11 protein-coding genes are annotated in these 16922 nt (G+C 66.2%); 6 read left to right on the forward strand and 5 right to left on the reverse strand.

The window, feature by feature from the left end:
- A partial coding sequence (locus tag VFZ97_09135; protein HEX6393593.1) for an alpha/beta hydrolase occupies positions 1-1011 on the reverse strand: 1011 nt, incomplete at its 3' end.
- 32 nt (positions 1012-1043) lie between these two features.
- Positions 1044-1688, reverse strand: coding sequence for a TetR family transcriptional regulator (locus tag VFZ97_09140; protein ID HEX6393594.1), 645 nt, complete (start codon positions 1686-1688; stop codon positions 1044-1046).
- A gap of 78 nt (positions 1689-1766) precedes the next feature.
- Between VFZ97_09140 and VFZ97_09145 the strand changes: the two genes are divergently transcribed.
- The 5 genes from VFZ97_09145 to VFZ97_09165 all read left to right on the forward strand — a co-directional run bounded on the left by VFZ97_09145 (position 1767) and on the right by VFZ97_09165 (position 11137).
- Positions 1767-2924, forward strand: a complete 1158-nt coding sequence (locus VFZ97_09145) for an amidohydrolase family protein (protein HEX6393595.1) — start codon at positions 1767-1769, stop codon at positions 2922-2924.
- A gap of 252 nt (positions 2925-3176) precedes the next feature.
- Positions 3177-4967, forward strand: a complete 1791-nt coding sequence (locus VFZ97_09150) for a hypothetical protein (GenBank protein HEX6393596.1) — start codon at positions 3177-3179, stop codon at positions 4965-4967.
- Positions 4964-7108, forward strand: a complete 2145-nt coding sequence (locus VFZ97_09155; GenBank protein HEX6393597.1) for an ABC transporter permease — start codon at positions 4964-4966, stop codon at positions 7106-7108. The genes VFZ97_09150 and VFZ97_09155 overlap by 4 nt, the downstream gene beginning before the upstream one ends.
- On the forward strand, positions 7105-10137 hold the full coding sequence (locus VFZ97_09160) for an MFS transporter (protein ID HEX6393598.1): 3033 nt from the start codon (positions 7105-7107) through the stop codon (positions 10135-10137). Before VFZ97_09155 ends, VFZ97_09160 begins: the two co-directional genes overlap by 4 nt.
- Complete coding sequence (locus VFZ97_09165; GenBank protein ID HEX6393599.1) at positions 10130-11137, forward strand: hypothetical protein; 1008 nt, start codon at positions 10130-10132, stop codon at positions 11135-11137. Before VFZ97_09160 ends, VFZ97_09165 begins: the two co-directional genes overlap by 8 nt.
- Here the strand turns inward: VFZ97_09165 and VFZ97_09170 are convergent.
- The 3 genes from VFZ97_09170 to VFZ97_09180 form a co-directional block, all read right to left on the reverse strand.
- Positions 11104-12189 (reverse strand): hypothetical protein, encoded by a 1086-nt coding sequence (locus VFZ97_09170; protein ID HEX6393600.1) that lies wholly within the window; start codon positions 12187-12189, stop codon positions 11104-11106. The two genes, VFZ97_09165 and VFZ97_09170, sit on opposite strands and share 34 nt — an antisense overlap.
- A gap of 139 nt (positions 12190-12328) precedes the next feature.
- Positions 12329-14080, reverse strand: coding sequence for an amidohydrolase family protein (locus VFZ97_09175; protein ID HEX6393601.1), 1752 nt, complete (start codon positions 14078-14080; stop codon positions 12329-12331).
- A gap of 51 nt (positions 14081-14131) precedes the next feature.
- On the reverse strand, positions 14132-15148 hold the full coding sequence (locus VFZ97_09180) for an alpha/beta hydrolase family protein (GenBank protein HEX6393602.1): 1017 nt from the start codon (positions 15146-15148) through the stop codon (positions 14132-14134).
- A gap of 361 nt (positions 15149-15509) precedes the next feature.
- Here VFZ97_09180 and VFZ97_09185 point away from each other — a divergent pair, with 361 nt between their 5' ends.
- Positions 15510-16841 carry a hypothetical protein gene (locus tag VFZ97_09185; protein HEX6393603.1) on the forward strand — a complete coding sequence of 444 codons (1332 nt, stop codon included), beginning with the start codon at positions 15510-15512 and terminating at the stop codon, positions 16839-16841.
- Positions 16842-16922 lie beyond the last annotated feature (81 nt).

The raw sequence follows: 16922 nt of genomic DNA on the forward strand, positions 1-16922 counted from the left end.
GCTGGAGACCACGTCCGCGCTCTTGGAGAACTCGTCCAGGAGCGACGCGATCTCGTAGGGGCGCTCCTGCATCAACTGGTGGCCGGCGCCGTCGAGAACCTCGAAGCGCGCGTAGGGAAGGAAGTTTGCAATCCGTCTCGCCGCCCACACCGGGGTCAGGAGATCCATCGAACCCACGAGCACCATTGACGGGGTCTTGGTTGCCTGAAGGGCGACCCGCGCGTCGTGGTCGAGCAGGTCGATCCCCGATGGCAGCGAAGTCGACTGGGGGACCTCCTCGGCGTAGCGCCTGACCTGGTCCACGGCTTTAGCCGAGGGGTTCCGGCCGAACGCGACCCTAGCCAGCACCCACGACAGGTCGTCTTCGCCGAACGGCCGCTGAGGTACCGGCTTCCCGTGATCGAACCGGGTGTTGATCCGCCGCCCCAGGGCTTTCGCGATCGGCAACGCCGGCTTGGGCAGGACCTGGTAGGCGGCGGTGTCCATGAACACCAGACCGGCGACGCGTTCGGTCAGGAGCTCGGGGAAGTCGCCGGCGAGCTCCATCACGATCATCCCGCCCATCGAGTGACCTACGAGGATGACGTCATGCAGATCGAAATGATCGAGCACCGACTTGACGTCGCGCGCCGCGATCCTCCGCCCGAAGCCGTCGCTGCCCGCAACCGATTGGCCGTGGCCCCGAACGTCCATCGCCATGACGCGATAGCGGTCGGCGAGAAGGTGGAACTGCGGTGCCCAGATCCCGGCTTGCAGCGTTATGCCGTGGACGAGCAGCAACGGCCGGCCGATTCCCCGCTCGACCACGTGCAGAGAACCCCCGTCGTCGCTCGGTATCTGATGGTGGGTTACATCGGGCGGCAGGTCGTAGAGCGGATCGAGGTCGGGGTCGGAGCGTGATTTGATCGAGTTCGCCGACTGCTTGACCAGCAGCCGCCCTCCCGCCGCCGCTGCTCCGATCGCTGCGATTGCGGCTGCGCCGACGGCGAGGCGTCCACGGTTCCCGGGCATATCAACCCGATGGTAGGCCCGAAAGGCCCGCGCTATCGAGCCTCGCGAGAGAGCCTTTCGAGCCCCCCGGTGACCAGGCCTAAGTAGGTCTCCTCGAGGGCGGCGGCATTTTCTGCCGTGCGTCGGGTCCGCCATTGCAGCATGATCGAGTCGATCGCACCGAGCAGCATGGCGATCGCCCGCTGCGCGTCTCGTATGGGAAGCGAATACTCCTTGGCAGCCCGGGTAGCGAAGGCTTTCACGGTTGCGCGGTCGCGACCTCGCTGCTCCGCCCGAAGCTCGCGATTCCACGCGCCCGCCGCTCGGAGTGCAGCGAACAGCGCGCCCCTTTCGACCGACACGCGCATCGAAGCGCGGATCAGCGCACGGAACATCCCCTCCAGCGAGTCCGCGCTGCGGACCTCGGCCGCCATCTCCTCGTGGAGCAGCCCGGCTTCACGCCGGTAAACCGCGGTGAGGAGTTCGCTCCGGTTTGCGAAGTGCTTGTACACCAGCGCCCTGCTGACCCGAGCCTCATCGGCGACGGAGTCCATAGTGACCGCTTCGACGCCTCGCACGGCAGCGATCTCGGCGGCGCTGTCGAGCAGCGACTCCCGGCGCTCGATCCCGTTGAGCCGCGCTGCATCCCCGGCTCCGGCGGCTCTCACGCGAACGGGTGTTGTGCCGGACGAGGACATGGTGGCATTCTGTCACCACCGAGCCGGTGACGAAATGTCACCACGCTCCAGGCACAACCTAGAACGGGGAAAACAACGATGAGCTACGCCACTGGGCGCACTGTCATGGATGCGGACAGCCACCTGATGGAGTTGCCGGACATCCTTGACAGGTATTTGCCCAAGGAGAAGGTCGAGCAACTGGCGAAGGGGATGTTCGAATCCCGCCGCGAGATCCTCGACCGCGCCGTAGCAGCCGCCGAGGAGCGGCGCGCAGACCAGGAGGTTGCGTCGCAAGCGGAGGACCGGCTTCTCCGCGACAAGGGCTGGATGGCGATGGGTGGCTGGGACCCGGAGGAGCGGAGCCGGGTTCTCGACTTGCTCGGTTTCGACGCTCAGTTGGTGTTCCCGACGTTCGCCCCGCTTCTCTACAGACTGAGCAACGGGGTCGGAACCTACGCCGGGGCCGACGCTTTGAACCGGGCGATCGCCGATTTCTGCGCCAAGGATCGGCGGCTTCTGGCGGTCGCCAGCGTTTCGCTCAAGGACCCGTCCCGCGCGGTTGCCGCCGCCACCAAGGCGATCGATTCGGGATGCGCAGCGATCATGGTCCCGTCCACTGCGCCGGGGGAGCGGGCTCCGACCCATCCCGACCTCGACCCCTTCTGGGAGGTGCTCGCAGAGTCGGACACGCCGTTCGTGTTGCACGTCGGCGGCGGAGGCAGCCTGCTCGACAGGGCGTTCCACAACAACGACATGCCGGTTCCCGACCACCTCGGTGGCGGCGAGAACATACGGTCGAAGGACTACCTGGCGATCCACCATTCGCCGGCGGTGTTCCTCGGCGTGCTGGTGCTCGACGGTCTGTTCGACCGGTTCCCCAAGCTGCGCGGCGGGTGCATCGAGCAGGGCGCGGCCTGGGTCCCGTCGTGGATCCGGCATCTCGACTGCGCCCAGCGCTCCTTCTCACGCACCGAGCCGCCGCTCACCCGCCTGTCGAGGAAGCCTTCGGAGTACGTGCGGGGCCACCTGAAGTTCACTCCGTTCCCGGGGGAACCGGTCGGGTGGATGATCGAGCAGGCGGGCCCGGAGCTGTTCATGTTCTCGTCGGACTACCCGCACCCTGAAGGAAGCACGGACCCGATAGCGAAGTTTGAGGCGACGCTCGACGGGACGGACGCTGACGCTCTTGACCGGTTCTATTCGGACAACTTCACGGAGCTGATGGGCTCGAAGCTGGAGATGGCGCGGGCTTGACGCAGCCACGGCCGGACACCGCTCCGCCACCATGGGACGGGAAGTGACGACTTGTCACCAGAGCAGTTAGCTGTACAAAATGACCGATATGCGTACGGGAGGAAACGCCGGCCCGGCGGGGGAAGGGAGGAAGCGGGCCGGCAACTAGCAGGCACCGAGGCGCACGGGAGATCGGCGCCATCGAGTTCAGGGGGGATTTGATTGCCGACGGGAGGAACTTCCAAACGGGAGCGTGACGAGACGTTGGCGAAGGTGAGCGATCCCTTCGCCCGCAACACCCTGCGGGCTGCTTACCACGTTCGCCGATTCCTCGTGATCTACGTGTGCGGTGGTTTGATCGCGATCGCACTGGCTCTGCTCCCAACCGTCGCCAACAACGGACGGACCGCGGTCGGCGCCGGCTCCACCGGCGGCAGCCCTTACGGCGCCAACGCAGGCCCGAACGGTCCGGCGAACGCGAGCGCCGCCTCGAGCGCCGGGACTCTCGCCAGCAGCGGAGCGTCTGGCGCGTCGGGGGCAACATCCGCCAGCGGCCCGGCACAGGCTTCGGGTGCGGCGGCGGGCGCAGCATCGCAAGGTCCGGTCGGGAATACCGGGGGCCAGGTCGGCCACGGAATCACCGTCGGGGGCGCTGCCTGCGCGCCAGGCGTGCGCCAGATCTCCTACTCCGAATACGCCGCGCCTTGCGTCAGCAAGTGGTCCGGCAACAACGGCGGGGGAACCTGGAACGGCGTCACCGGGAACACCATCACCATCGCGATCAGGCACACGGCCGACTCGTCCGGTCCGAATGCGGTAGCGACCGAGGCGGAGATCGAAGCTGCGGGAGGCGTGCAGTACAGCGTGGCGGAGCAGTACACCCAGCAGCTGGTCGCCTACTTCAACAAGGTCTTCGAGTTGTACGGCCGGCAGGTAAAGCTGGTCGACTTCAACGGGCAGGGCAACTACACCAACGAGGAGCTCGATCAGGATCAGGCTGCCGCCTGCGCCGACGCCGACGCGGCGGCGTCATCGATCCACGCCTTCGGGGTGATCGACTTCGAAGGCAATTTCGAACCGGCGCCGTTCGCTGAGTGCGCGCAGCGTTACAAGCTCTACATTCCCGAGGGCGCCGCCTACTTCCCGGAGTCGTTCTACCAGCGGCTGAACCCCTACGTATGGGGCATCACCATGAACTGCACGCTCATATCTCAGGAGTTCGCCCAGTTCGCCGGGCAGCAGCTCTTCCCGTCCAATGCCAAGTGGGCCGGAATGGACGGCGTGCTCAACCTGGCCTCGCTGCCGCGCAAGATTGCCACCTACATCCCGAACAACGCCGGGTACCAGGACTGTCAGACGTACCAGAAGCAGCTTGTCCAACAGAACTACGGGATCGGCTCCAACCGCCAGGACCAGTACAACTACGCGCTCGACATCTCCACCTTCCCGCAAGACGCGCAGCGTGCAATCGTGCAGTTCTCCGCGAACGACGACACGAGCATCGAGCTCGCGTGCGACCCGATATCCCCGATCTTTCTTACCCAGGACGCGGTTCAACAGAACTACTACCCCGAGTGGGTTCTGAATGGTGTCGCGCTCACCGACAGCGACAACTTCGCGCAGCTATGGGACCAGCAAGCAATCAACGGCCACTTGTTCGGCATGTCCCAGGCCGGGGACACGGCCGCCCTCCTGAGCCCGAACGGTGAAGCCGGGCGGGTCCTCACGGCGGCGGGTGTGCCGGTCAACCCGTCTTCGGTGGTCGACTACTACGAGCTGCTGCCGATGTTCAACCAGCTGCAAGCCGCCGGACCAAACCTGACGCCGGCGAACATTGCGGCCGGGTCGGCCGGGCTTCCCGCCGGCGGGAGCGACACCAGCCCCGAAGGCCCGTGGTACTTCGGTAACACCCACACGCTCATCCGCGGATCGCGCGAGGTCTGGTGGAACGGCAGCGGTCACTCCCAGGCCGACAACAAGACCGGAACCTACGTCTCGGTCTACGGCGGGCGGTTCTTCCAAGTCAACGAGTTCCCGAGCGGCCAGCCCCCGTTCTACCCGTGAGTGTCCTACCGGTTGCCGTAGGTCGGGTACCGAAGCTCCCATCCGCTGCTCGGCCTCTGGCGGGCTTCGCCGGTGCGCTCATCGCGTGGGCGGTGCTTGCGCGGATCCTTCCCCACGGCGCTCCTGCGGGGATCATCCTCGCCGGCGCGGTATTCGGAGGGATCAACTCGCTGGTCGCCATCTCCATCGTGCTGGTGTACAAGGCGAACCGGTTCATCAACTTCGCCGCAGCGGAGTTCGGGTCGGTCGCCGCTGTGATAGCGATCGAGCTCCACATCAGGGTCCATCTGAACTATTTCCTGTCGATCGCCACCGGTCTTGCCTTGTCGGCCGTTCTGGGGGCGGTGACCGAGGTGGCGATCCTCCGTCGGTTTGCAAAGGCCCCCAGGCTCATCGTCGCCGTAGCGACTATCGGGCTCGCGCAACTGCTCAACGGGTTGTCGGTGATCATCCCGACGGAATGGAGCCACTACGGCAACGCCGGAACGTTCACGACTCCGTTCAACGTGCACTTCCTGCTTCGCCCGGTTCTATTCAACGGTAACTACATCGTCGCGATCGTCGTGGTCCCGGTCGTTCTGGCGGCACTCGCGTGGTTCCTGCGCGGTACCAGCTACGGGACCGCCATCAGAGCGGCGGCCGACAACAGCGACCGCGCTCGGCTCATGGGTGTCCCGGTCGCAAGGCTCTCGACGATCGTTTGGACGATCACAGGAATTCTCTCCGCGCTGGCAGTCCTTCTGCGGGTTCCGATCCTCGGTTTCGAGTCCTTCGCCAGCGTCTCGGGAGGGGGCATCGACTTACTTCTCCAAACGCTGACTGCGGCTGTGATCGCGAGCATGACCAGCATCCCGGTCGCGCTGGTCGCCGCGGTGGGGCTTGGAATCGCCGAGCAGCTGGGAGCCTGGACTTTCCAGAATTCCACCTACGTCGACGCGCTGTTGCTCGGGGTAATCCTGGCCACGCTCTTGTTGAGAAGGGACCGGCTCACCCGGGCTTCCGAAACCGGTATCGGCAACTGGCAGGCCATTCGCCCGGTCCGGCCCGTCCCGGCGGAGCTGGCCAACCTGCGGGAGGTTCGGCTCGGGCGCTCCGGGGTTCGCCTGGCCCTTCTCGCGTTCGGTCTCGTGCTCCCCTTCTTGATCACCCCCGCGAGGTCGCAGCTGGCGTCGCTCGTGCTGATCTACGCGATCGTCGCGGTGTCGCTGGTCGTATTGACCGGCTGGGCGGGACACATCTCCCTGGGTCAGGTCGCGCTGATGGGGTTCGGCGCGGCGGTGACCGGGAACCTTTTCGCCAATCACGGTTGGGACCTGTTCTTCGCGCTCGGTGCCGGTTGCGTGGTGTCGGGACTGTTGGCGCTCCTGATAGGCATCCCCGCACTTCGCATCAGCGGTCCCTACCTAGCGGTCGTAACCCTCGCGTTCGCGGTGACGTCCGCGAACTACTTCCTCGTGCCGCGGTACTTCCACTGGCTGGACCCGTCGTCCCTGATTCAGCGCGCGCCTTTGTTCGGGAGGATCGGAATCTCCTCCGACCGGCAGATGTACTACGTGTGCTTCATAGCGCTCGTGCTGGTGCTCGTCGCCGCCCGTACTCTCCGATCGAGCCACGCCGGGCGCGCGATCATCGCGGGCAAGGAGAACCGCCTGGCCACGCAGTCGATCGGGCTAAGCACCACCCGCCTCGACCTTGTGGCGTTCGCCCTCTCGGGGATGATCGCCGGTCTCGCGGGAGGCCTGTTCGTAGTGCAGCAGCAGGCCTTCAACTTCAGCGCGTTCGATGCGTACAGCGGCCTGCTCTTTTTCACCATGGTCGTCATCGGGGGGCTCGGGTCGATTCCGGGCGCGGTGCTCGGTGCCATCTATGTCTACGGGTCCATCTACCTCCTCAAGCCGGGATTCCAGTTTCTTGCAACCGGTGCGGGCCTCCTGATCCTCCTGATGTTTCTGCCGGGCGGACTCGGTGAGCTCGTCTTCAGGGTCCGCGACCGGCTGCTTCGGCTCGTCGCCGATCGCCATAGGATCCTCGTCCCCAGCCTCGTCGCCGACCGCCGGGACGACCAGGAGCATCAGAGCTCCGAGCAGGAAGACGTCACGTCTCTCATCAGCGCGGGCCTCGTGAGGGAGCCGGCGAAGTGATCGGCTCCCTCAAGCGGACGTGGTCCGAGCTCCAGGTTGCTCTGGAGCCGATCGGGGTCACCCCTCTACTGATCCTCCTTGGACTGGCGAGCGTCCAGACCTTCGATATCACCGCCTTCGGAGTTCTGTCGCCTGACATCCGCCACACCTTCCATCTCAGCAACTCGGGCATAGACGCGGTGGCGGGGCTAACCGGTGCGCTGCCGATCGTCTTCGCGGTTGGGATCGGCTACCTCGGGGACCGCCACAGCAGGATTCGCCTGTCGGCGATCGCCGCAATCGTTTGGGGCGTAACCGCGATCGTCACCGGCCTGGCTCCGGTGCTGGCGATCCTGGTGATCGCCCGGATAGTCGGAGGGGTCGGCTTCATCGGCTCCGAAACCGTCTACCCGAGCCTCCTCTCCGACTACTACCGCCCCCAGGGCTTGGGTGAAGTATTCACGGGTTATCGGTTGGGGGCCCAGGGAATCGGCCTGCTCGGAGCCCCGCTCGCGGGATTCATCGCAACCCTCGTGGGATGGCGGCCGACCTTCGTCATCCTCGCCCTTCCCACCTTCGCGTTGGTCGCCTGCCTCGCCTTGATGCGCGAACCCGCCCGGGGCGCGTCGATCGGACTGTCGATGACCCAGCGCTCCTCCGCATCCCTTGGCGAGGGCTTCAGGAGGGTGAAGGCGATCCGCTCGCTCAGGAGAACCTGGGGGTCGTCGTTCCTGTTCGGCGCCGGCACCATCCCCTTCGCCACCGTCGCCAGCAACTTCTTCAAGGACGTCTATCACCTGGGCGACACCGCCCGCGGCGGTGTAAGCGCTCTCCTCGGCATCGGCGGTCTGGTGGGCATCGCGCTAGGCGGATGGATGACCTCGAAGGCCCTCGCCGCACGGCGGCCCGATCGGTTGCCGGCGATCAGCGGGTTCCTGATCGTTTCTTTCGGCGGGCTGAGCCTCCTCATGGCGGTGGTCCCCAACCTCGCGGTCGCTGTGCTTCTCGCCGGATTCGTCACCATCGGGGCGTTCGGCTACCTGCCGTCATACACGACGATGGTCTCGTTGGTTTCACCGCCGACCCTGCGCTCTCAGGCTTACGCGTGGTCGCTGCTCTTCTACGCCATAGGCGCTGTCGTCATCACCCCGATCATCGGCAGTGTCGGTGACTCGAACGGCCAGCGGGTGTCGCTTGCAGTTCTCGGCGTGATCGTTGCTGCGGGGGGATTGGTCCAGGCGAGCGTGCAACGCTTCGTCGAAAAGGACGCCGAGTCGGCGATGCGCGCTCAAGAAGCGACCGGAGCCGATGCGCTGCTGTCGTGCCGCGGGGTGGATGCGTCTTACGACGGGGTGCAGGTGCTGTTCGGCGTGGACTTCGATCTCGGAGCCGGGGAGATGGTCGCAATTCTCGGAACCAACGGCGCAGGTAAGTCGACCTTCCTCAAGACCATCACCGGCCTTCTCGATCCAGTCGGCGGGACGGTCGTCTTCGACGGAGCGGAAATAACCCACGCTGATCCTCAAGCCACCGCTCGAGCGGGGATCGTCCAGGTGCCCGGAGGAAGGGGCGTTTTCCCGACCCTTACCGTCGCCGAGAACCTGCGCATGGCGGGATGGCTCTACCGCAAGGACAAGCGGTACGTCGACGACGCGATCGCGCGGACCGTCGAGTACTTCCCGATCCTCGGGGAGCGGTCCCAAACCCTCGCCGGGTCCCTTTCCGGCGGTGAGCAGCAGATGCTGTCGCTCGCGCAGGCCTTCATAGGCAAGCCGAAGCTTCTACTGATCGACGAGCTGTCGCTCGGCTTGGCGCCCACGATCGTGAATCGCCTGGTCGAAATCGTGAGGGCCATTCACGATTCGGGAACGACCGTGGTCATCGTCGAGCAGTCGGTGAACACTGCACTCCGGCTTGCCGATCGCGCGGTCTTCATGGAAAAAGGGGAGGTCCGGTTCTCGGGACCGACCGCCGACCTGCTCGAGCGCCCCGACATATTGAGGGCCGTCTTCCTCCAAGGAGCAGGCGCCGTCAACGGCGCGGGGCCGGTGTCTCGAGATCGGACTGTCCGCGCGTCGCGTTCAACCCGCCGGTCGAGCGAGACCGAGCATCGTGTCGCGGGGGCTGACGAGCTGTCACACGAATTGGTCGATGAAGTTGCGGACCCGGCGGCTGCGCTGCAGACGTTCGGGCTTACCAAGACCTACGGAGGCATCACCGCTGTCAACGATGTCGGCGTCTCGCTCCAACGCGGTGAGATCCTCGGGTTCATCGGCGCCAACGGCGCCGGCAAGACGACCCTGTTCGATCTGATCTCCGGGTTCGCCCGGGCCGATCGCGGGCTCGTACTTCTCGAAGGACAGGACGTCAGCGGTTGGGGACCGCACCGCCGTGCGGCGGCGGGCCTGGGCAGGTCCTTCCAGGACGCGAGGCTGTGGCCGGCGTTGACGGTCGGCGAATCGCTGGCGCTGGCGATGCACGAGGAGGCGGAGATAACCGGCGTTTTCCCCTCATTGCTCGGGCCACCCCGATTGGCCGATTCCGAAGCCGGGCTCCGTGCTCGAGTCGAAGAGCTGATCGCGTTGATGGGGCTCGGCGCGTTTCGGGACAAGTTCGTTTCGGAGCTGTCGACGGGGTCGCGGCGGATGGTAGAGCTCGCGGCGATAGTCGCGCGACGGCCCAAGGTCCTCCTTTTCGATGAACCGTCGTCGGGAATCGCACAGAGAGAGACCGAGGCGCTCGGCCCCTTGATTCACCGGATCCGGGATGAGCTCGATTGCAGCATCCTGATCATCGAGCACGACGTTCCTTTGTTGAGATCTGTCGCCGACCGGATGGTTGCGTTGGAGCTCGGCAGCGTCATCGCCACCGGTACGCCCGAAGAAGTGCTCCACGATCCGAAGGTGATCGAGTCCTACCTCGGGGCACCTGTCGGCCAGCCTGACGGGATGGAACGGGTCGAGCGCCCGCCCGAACTGGCCGAGAATCCGATCGTCGAGGATCCGACCGTCGAGCTTCCTGTAGTTGCAAGAGGCTCCAGCGGTGCCTAGGCGCCGGCTCATCCTCATCGCGACGGCCGTCGCGTTGGGCGGCTCGTCTGCCGGGCTTTGGGCCGTTCCCGCGCACGCGGCAGCCCCGGTGAAGGATGGTTGGTGGACCGTCACCAACACCGGCTTCGGCGTGGCACCGCCCGCGCCGCCCCAAGTCCCGTCCGGCGGTCTGTACATCGAAAACGGTTTCACCGGCCCCACCGCGATCTCCGCCCTCACCTTCCAGGTCGGCGCCGGCGACGAAGTCGGATCGATCACTCTCAAAGTCGCGGGCAACCCGGTCATCACCAGCCCACCGGTCGCCTGCCCGATTACCCCCGCCGGCCAGAACTACAAACCCGCGCAGGGGGGACCATGGACGGACGTCCCTGCATACGACTGCACCAAATCTCAGGTGACGGGAACGGTTAGCTCGAACAGCACGACGGTCACGTTCGCCGCCGGACCTCTGCTCGAGAACGGAACCGTTGCTGCCGTCATCAAGGCTGGCGGCACCGCCGACCGGGTCGCTTTCGATCAACCAGGCCCCGACACCCTCCAGGTAACCCCCGCCGGCGAGCCGAGCGGCGGTGCCACGGGAGCGCCGGCAGGAACACCGGCCGATCAGGGCGCGTCCTCTCCTGTCGGCACCGGTGACAACGGCAGCTTCGGCAGCGCCGCACCCGCTGCTCCGAGCTCACCGTTGTCGTTAGTTCCGGCCGCTCCCGCCGCCGGCACCCCGCCCGCAATTGCGCCGGGGGTGCCGTCGGGAGTGTCTCCGACCGGCAGCCCGGGTACCGGGTCTCCGAGCGGGTCTGCCCCAACTGCGCGGCAGCGAACCCAACTTTCCCGCTCAACCGGTTCCGGCTCGTCGGTTCGCAAGGACCTCGCCGAGGCGATCGGCATCGCCGCAGTCCTCGCGGCCCTCGTCGCTTACACGGAGGGATTCGGTCTTCTCGGTGGGCGAATCGACCGTCCCTCTGCGCGTCAACGGCCGGCGAGAGCGAGCTCCGAAGCGTAACGGGAGAGCTGCACAGGCGGCACCGTGCCGCGAACCCGGACCCAACGGTTCTGGTCGAGCTCGATTCGGACTTCGGGACCGTCCGACCGCAGCGCCAAAGCGGCGCGGCCCAGGCCTTTCAGTTCGAGTGCGCCGGAGGGTGTGTCACCCGGCGACCAGGGCAACTGGCCCTGTCCGGCTTCGACCGTGATAACGGCTCCGCCATCGGAGAACGACCAGATCGTTGACAGATCGGTCACCTGAGATGGATCCGAGGGGCTGAACGCGATCGTCGTCGCCACCGGCTGAGCAGTGAATCCCGCCGGCGCCGGCGGCGTTGCAAGGTAGGACTGTGGCGCGTTGATCTGGTCGGGCCGTTCGGTGACTTTCAAGATCGCGGGCGCACCAGACGTCTGCGCAGTCGACAGCGCCGGCGCGCCGTGAATCGCAGAGTCCGAAGACCCGACCCTGACTTCAACCGCTGTTCGCTCGAGGACCACCCGCCCGTGGTATGTCCAGGCTTCGTGAGCCTCCAGGCCCGACCGGTCGATGCATATGTCGTCGGTGCCGCTTCCATTCGGCGCGGTGATCGGACCGACAGGCGGCTCGCCGAAGCGCACCACCGTGCAGGGCTCGCCCGCTGCTGCCGAGCGACCTTTGATGGCGGCAATGCGGCGTTGGGCGAGTTCCGCCACTTCTACCCCGGCTCCCGGCGCCCCGCTCCCCGGTCCTGGTTGCCGGTCGGAGACCAGTGTCAGACGTCCCCCTGCAAGCTCGTAGAGGTGATCGAACGACGACACCGTTCCCGTACTCGGATCGGCTCCCGAGCGAGGATCGGATCGGTACACGAGATCGCTCACATCGAACGGACCGGATTGGGTCAGCACCTCCCAGGACTGCTGGGAGGACGAGCCGTGCGAAGTCTCCACGCGATAGACGACCTGATAGGTGGCCGGCAGCGCGGTGACGTCGGACGCCTTGGGCGAGGCCTGCGAACCTCCGCACGACGACGCGCATGCGGCCAGGAAGGCGCCGCCACAGATTGCTGCTGCGCCGGCCGCCGCTGGGCTCAACCACCTCCGCTGGTACGGGGCGAGGAGGCTTTTGTTGCATTTATGCACCAAAAACGACCTCAAATTGCAAATAAACCCTCGCCGGGGCGCGGCAAAACCCTCGCCGGGGCGCGACTCGCGGTCGGCGGCGGCCAGCTGTTCACCCGAACTCGCCGGCGTGCATCGTGTAGGTGTCGCGGCCCGAACGAAGGAGACGCCCGGGAAGTTCACCTGAAAGAGTCCCCGAACTCGCGATGACCGTGCCGTTGACCACTACGTGCTCGACGCCGACCGCTTCCGAGTACAGGCGTGGAGCTCCGGCGGGGAGGTCATAGCGCGTCCGGGGCGGACGGTGCCCGATCCGCTCGGCATCGAACAGCACCAAATCGGCGTGCCACCCCTCCTCGACCCGACCCCGTTCCCGAAGCCCGTATAGGCGTGCCGGCACGTCGGTGAGTTGGTGGACCGCCTCCTCCAACGGAAGCAGCTGCCGTTCCCGGACCGCGTCGCCGAGCAACGAAGTGGAGTAGATCGCACCGCACATCATGTCGAGGTGCGCGCCCGCGTCGGAACCGCCGACAACCGTGCGCGGGTCCAGCCACACCTCAGCGCGGAGCTTCCAGTCATCCGGGTTGTCGGTCGCGATCGGAGGTTGGAGGCCGGTACGGAGCTCATCGGCGAGGACGACGTCGAGAAGGAAGTCGAACGCCGAATCGGTGCCGCCGCTGAGGTCGATGCCGCGGGCGGCCGCGGCCGCCGCCACCGTCATTCCCGCCAGACCCTCGTTCTCCTGAGCGAACGTTTCGGCGATCACCATGCTTGACCACCGCGCGAGCCCTCGGAGCAAGCCCGCCTCGTCGGACCGGGCGCCTTCGCCGAGACGCCGGCGGACCGAAGGATCGCGCAGCGCCGTCATTCTCTCCGGGACGGCCAGGGCGAAGGTCGGGCGCCAGCCGGGCAGCCCGTCCAGGACGAACCCGGTGAGGAACGACAACCTGATCTGCATCTGGTGCGGCAGCGTCAGCGCGACCACGGTCGCGCCGCGAGACGCCGCGACGGTGGAGGCGTCGAGCTGATGCACGTACCCCTCCGGATCCGCCGCGGATACGCCGAGCACGTTCCAGTTCAGCGGCCGGTCGGCTGCGATTGACATCGAGGACATCAGGTCGACCTCATCGCCTGAGAATCGACCGAGGCAACCGGCCAGGATGAGCTCGAGCGTCGTGCCGGGGTGCTCTTTTACCTGCGCCGCCAGAGCAAGCAGCTCCGCGTCGTCGGCGAACCGGGACGGCACCGGGTTCCCATCGCCGTCGTTGTGCGTGTGCGCCCGCGATGAAGAAAACCCGAGCCCTCCGGCAGCGAGCCCGGCCCGCAGAAGCTGCACCATCCGGTCCACCTCGGCCGGCGACGCAGGCCCGCCGATCGCTCCTTCTCCCATCGCCGCCCGCCGCAGCGCCGAGTGCCCGATTAGGAAGCCGGCGTTGACACCGATCCGGCCGTCCAGACGGTCGAGCCACTCCGAAAACGACCCCCACCGCCAATCCAGACCCCCCTCCAGCGCGGCGAGCGGCATGCCTTCGACCCGGGCCATCATCCGGGTCAGGTACGCGGAATGCTCGGAGCCCGCCGGGGCGAGGGTGAAGCCGCAGTTCCCGCCGAGGACCGTCGTGACCCCATGAAGACAGGACGGCGTAGCGAACGGGTCCCAGAAGAGCTGGGCATCGTAGTGGGTGTGCAGGTCGACAAAACCCGGTGCGACGACCAGGCCGGCGGCGTCGATGGTTCTCCGCGCGGGCTCGTCGATCGTCCCTACCGTGCTTATCCGGTCCCCGCTGATCCCCACGTCTGCGGTGCGGCCGGGTGCCCCCGAGCCATCGATGAGCGTGCCGCCACGGATCAGAAGGTCGAGCATGAGCTTTTCTCCCTGCTTGCTAGTGGTGGGGCTTGCTAGTGGTGGGGCTTTCTAGTGGTGGGCTGCGCCGGCGTCCAGGATCGACGCGATCTGAGGCAGGGCCCAGTGCAGGTCCGCCTGCCAGTATGGCCAACCGTGGTAACCGCCGGGGTAGAAGTCGTCGGTGTGCGCCACGCCGGCAAGATCGAGTGCGCGGACCATCGAGAGGTTCATCTGGAAGATCCCGTTTTCCAGGGCGTAGCCGCCGGGGTTGCCCGGATCGTCGCCGTGGGCTCCGCCAGGAGTGCCGGTTCCCGAAGCGAGAAACACCGCAGTCCCCTTCAACCGAGCGGCTAGCGACGCGGGATTGTGGCTCGACCAGGTTCGGTAGTTCTGGATCTGGTCTCCCCACACCCCTGCGTTCGGCGTGCCGTACATGGAGTGCAGCTGGGTGAACACCACGCCCGTCACGGGCGCTCCGTACAGCATGTCGAGCGCGCCCGAGAAGCTTGCCGCCGCCTTGAACATGCCCGGGTGGCGGGCGGCGTACGACATGGCCCCGAAGCCTCCCATCGAGAGGCCCGCGATCCCGAGATCGTCACGCAAGGTGCGGTAGTTGTCGTCGATGAACCCCTGCAGGACAGCGATGTGGTACGTCTCCCACTGGTACTCGCCGTCAAGCCAGTTCGAGTACCAGCCGGCGGTCTTGTTGGCGCCACCATCGGGCATCACGATGATCAGCCGGTAGGCCTTGGAAAAAGACACCACGTCGGTCTTGGCCGCCCAGGCTCCATACGTGTCCCCCGCCCCGTGGAGTAGGTAGAGGACGGGATACCGGGCGGAGCCCCTGGAAGGGTCGCAGTAGCCCTGAGGGAGGATCACGTTCACATGGTCGTCGGTGATGTTCACGCCCTTCGGTGGAGGGACCGTGATGGTGTTGAGGCCGTCATGCGAGTTGAGCCGGTCGTGACAACCTGCCGGCGGCTGCTGCCCAGCTAGAGGCGAAACGGCCGCGGCTGCCGGGAGTCCGGCGCCGAGGAGGCAAGTAAGAGCCAGGGCGATGCCAGGCCTGGTGAGCCGCCGACGCATCGAAAATTACATTCTCGCTGTCGCTGCCCGGTTCCTCCAAGGGACCCCTCGGTCTGCGCAAAAGGCTGAATTAGGATGCCCGCGCTTTTGGATCAAAAAAAGGACGTGGATTCGCCACTATCAGTGGCTATAGCGACACGATCAGCGCGTATTAAAACAATTTTCCGCGACAGAGAGGTTGACGTCCGGAGTTTGGAGAAAAAGGATACGTGTCATAAGGGAATTGCCCCTTTTGAGCAGTTTGGTTTCAGGGGCGAAGTTTCTCTCCCTGCGACACAAAGTGTTTAGAGGCACGAAGAACAAACCATAAAGACGAGGACGGAAAAGTACCTCTAGCTCTATGAAAAGGATGGAGGAATAGATGCGAATCGCACGGTGGGGAGCGGCGGCAGGAGCAGTTCTGCTCGTTAGCCTCCCGATAGCCGCGCAGGCGGAGGTTACGCCTTCACCCGGCACCAACGTCGGTGCCCCCTCGCTTCCGGCGGGGGCCCCTTCCGGGGCGGGCGGCACCTCGGTCGCGCAACCAAGCGGTGCCAGCAACGTAACCAGCGGTGCAAGCCACGTCGCACCCGTTTCGCATGTCGGAACGAGCAGCGTGAGGGGCACGGTGGTCCGGCACTCTGTGAACAGGTCGTCGAACGTCAGGACGTCCTCGACCCATAACTCCGTCACCCATGCGGGCACGGTTCATTCCGCCGGCACCGGGGTTGTCGTCGTTCCTGCGCCGCCCTCGGTGGCGGAGGCCTACGCGGCGAACATCCTCAATGCCATTGCAATCAGCCACACGAAGGCGTCGGCTGGCGGTAGCGGCGGTACCACCGGCTCGGCCACCGCGAACGCGCTCGAGCTGGGCGGGAACCCGCCGGCCAGTGCGTTTGGCGGAACGGTGACGAACGGCAGCGGAAGTGGTGACGTCATCGACACCACCAAGCTGATGATCCCGACCAATGCGCTGTATCTCGCGGTTGCTCCGTGGTCGGCCAGTGCTTCGCCCACCAACTCCAGCGCGATCGCAGACCTGCTGGTGCTCACCCTCGGCGACACCCAGGGCAACCCCAGCCAGTCGGCGACGGTCAAGGTGCTGCAGTCCACGTCCAACGCCAACTGGACGTCGGGCCAGAGCACCAGCAACGCCACTTCGGACGGCGCCTTCATCAACCTCGGGGGGCCGAGTGGTCTCACCATCGACCTGTTGCACTCCGACACGTCGTCGACCACACCTGGGACCAGCTACCTGATCTCGATCAACGGCAACCAGATCCCGCCTAACGGGTCGGTCGGCAGTGCCTGTGCGATCAACATCCCGAGCCTTCTGTCGCTGAGCTGCCTCACCGCAACCGGCGGCCTCGGAAGCACCGGGTTGAACACGGGTAGCAGCGGCGTGATCACCAGCACTCTGCTGCCTGGCCCGGGCAACCTGCCCCTAAACCTCTTCACCAGCAACGCCGGCAGCGGCCTCGGCAGCTCGCTTCCCGGCGTGAGTGGTGGATCGGGTGGCGGGGGCCTGACGGGCAACGGAGGAACCGGTCCTAAGCAGGCAGCCCCGCACGCAGCAGCGTCGGGCGCGCATCATCGCCTGGCCTTCACCGGGCTCGACACCCCGATGCTCCTCGGCATCGCGGTGCTGCTGCTCACCGCCGGCACGGGGATCATCTGGTTGGTCCGCCGGCCCCGGGCAGCGGGACTCGCCTAAGCAGTTAGGCCCGAAATCTGCGGGCGCTGGGGAGCCGGGTGTACCGGCTCCCCGGTGACCGCGGAGGATTCATGACCTCCA

The sequence above is a fragment of the Acidimicrobiales bacterium genome (assembly GCA_036378675.1).
Lineage (GTDB): Bacteria > Actinomycetota > Acidimicrobiia > Acidimicrobiales > Palsa-688 > DASUWA01.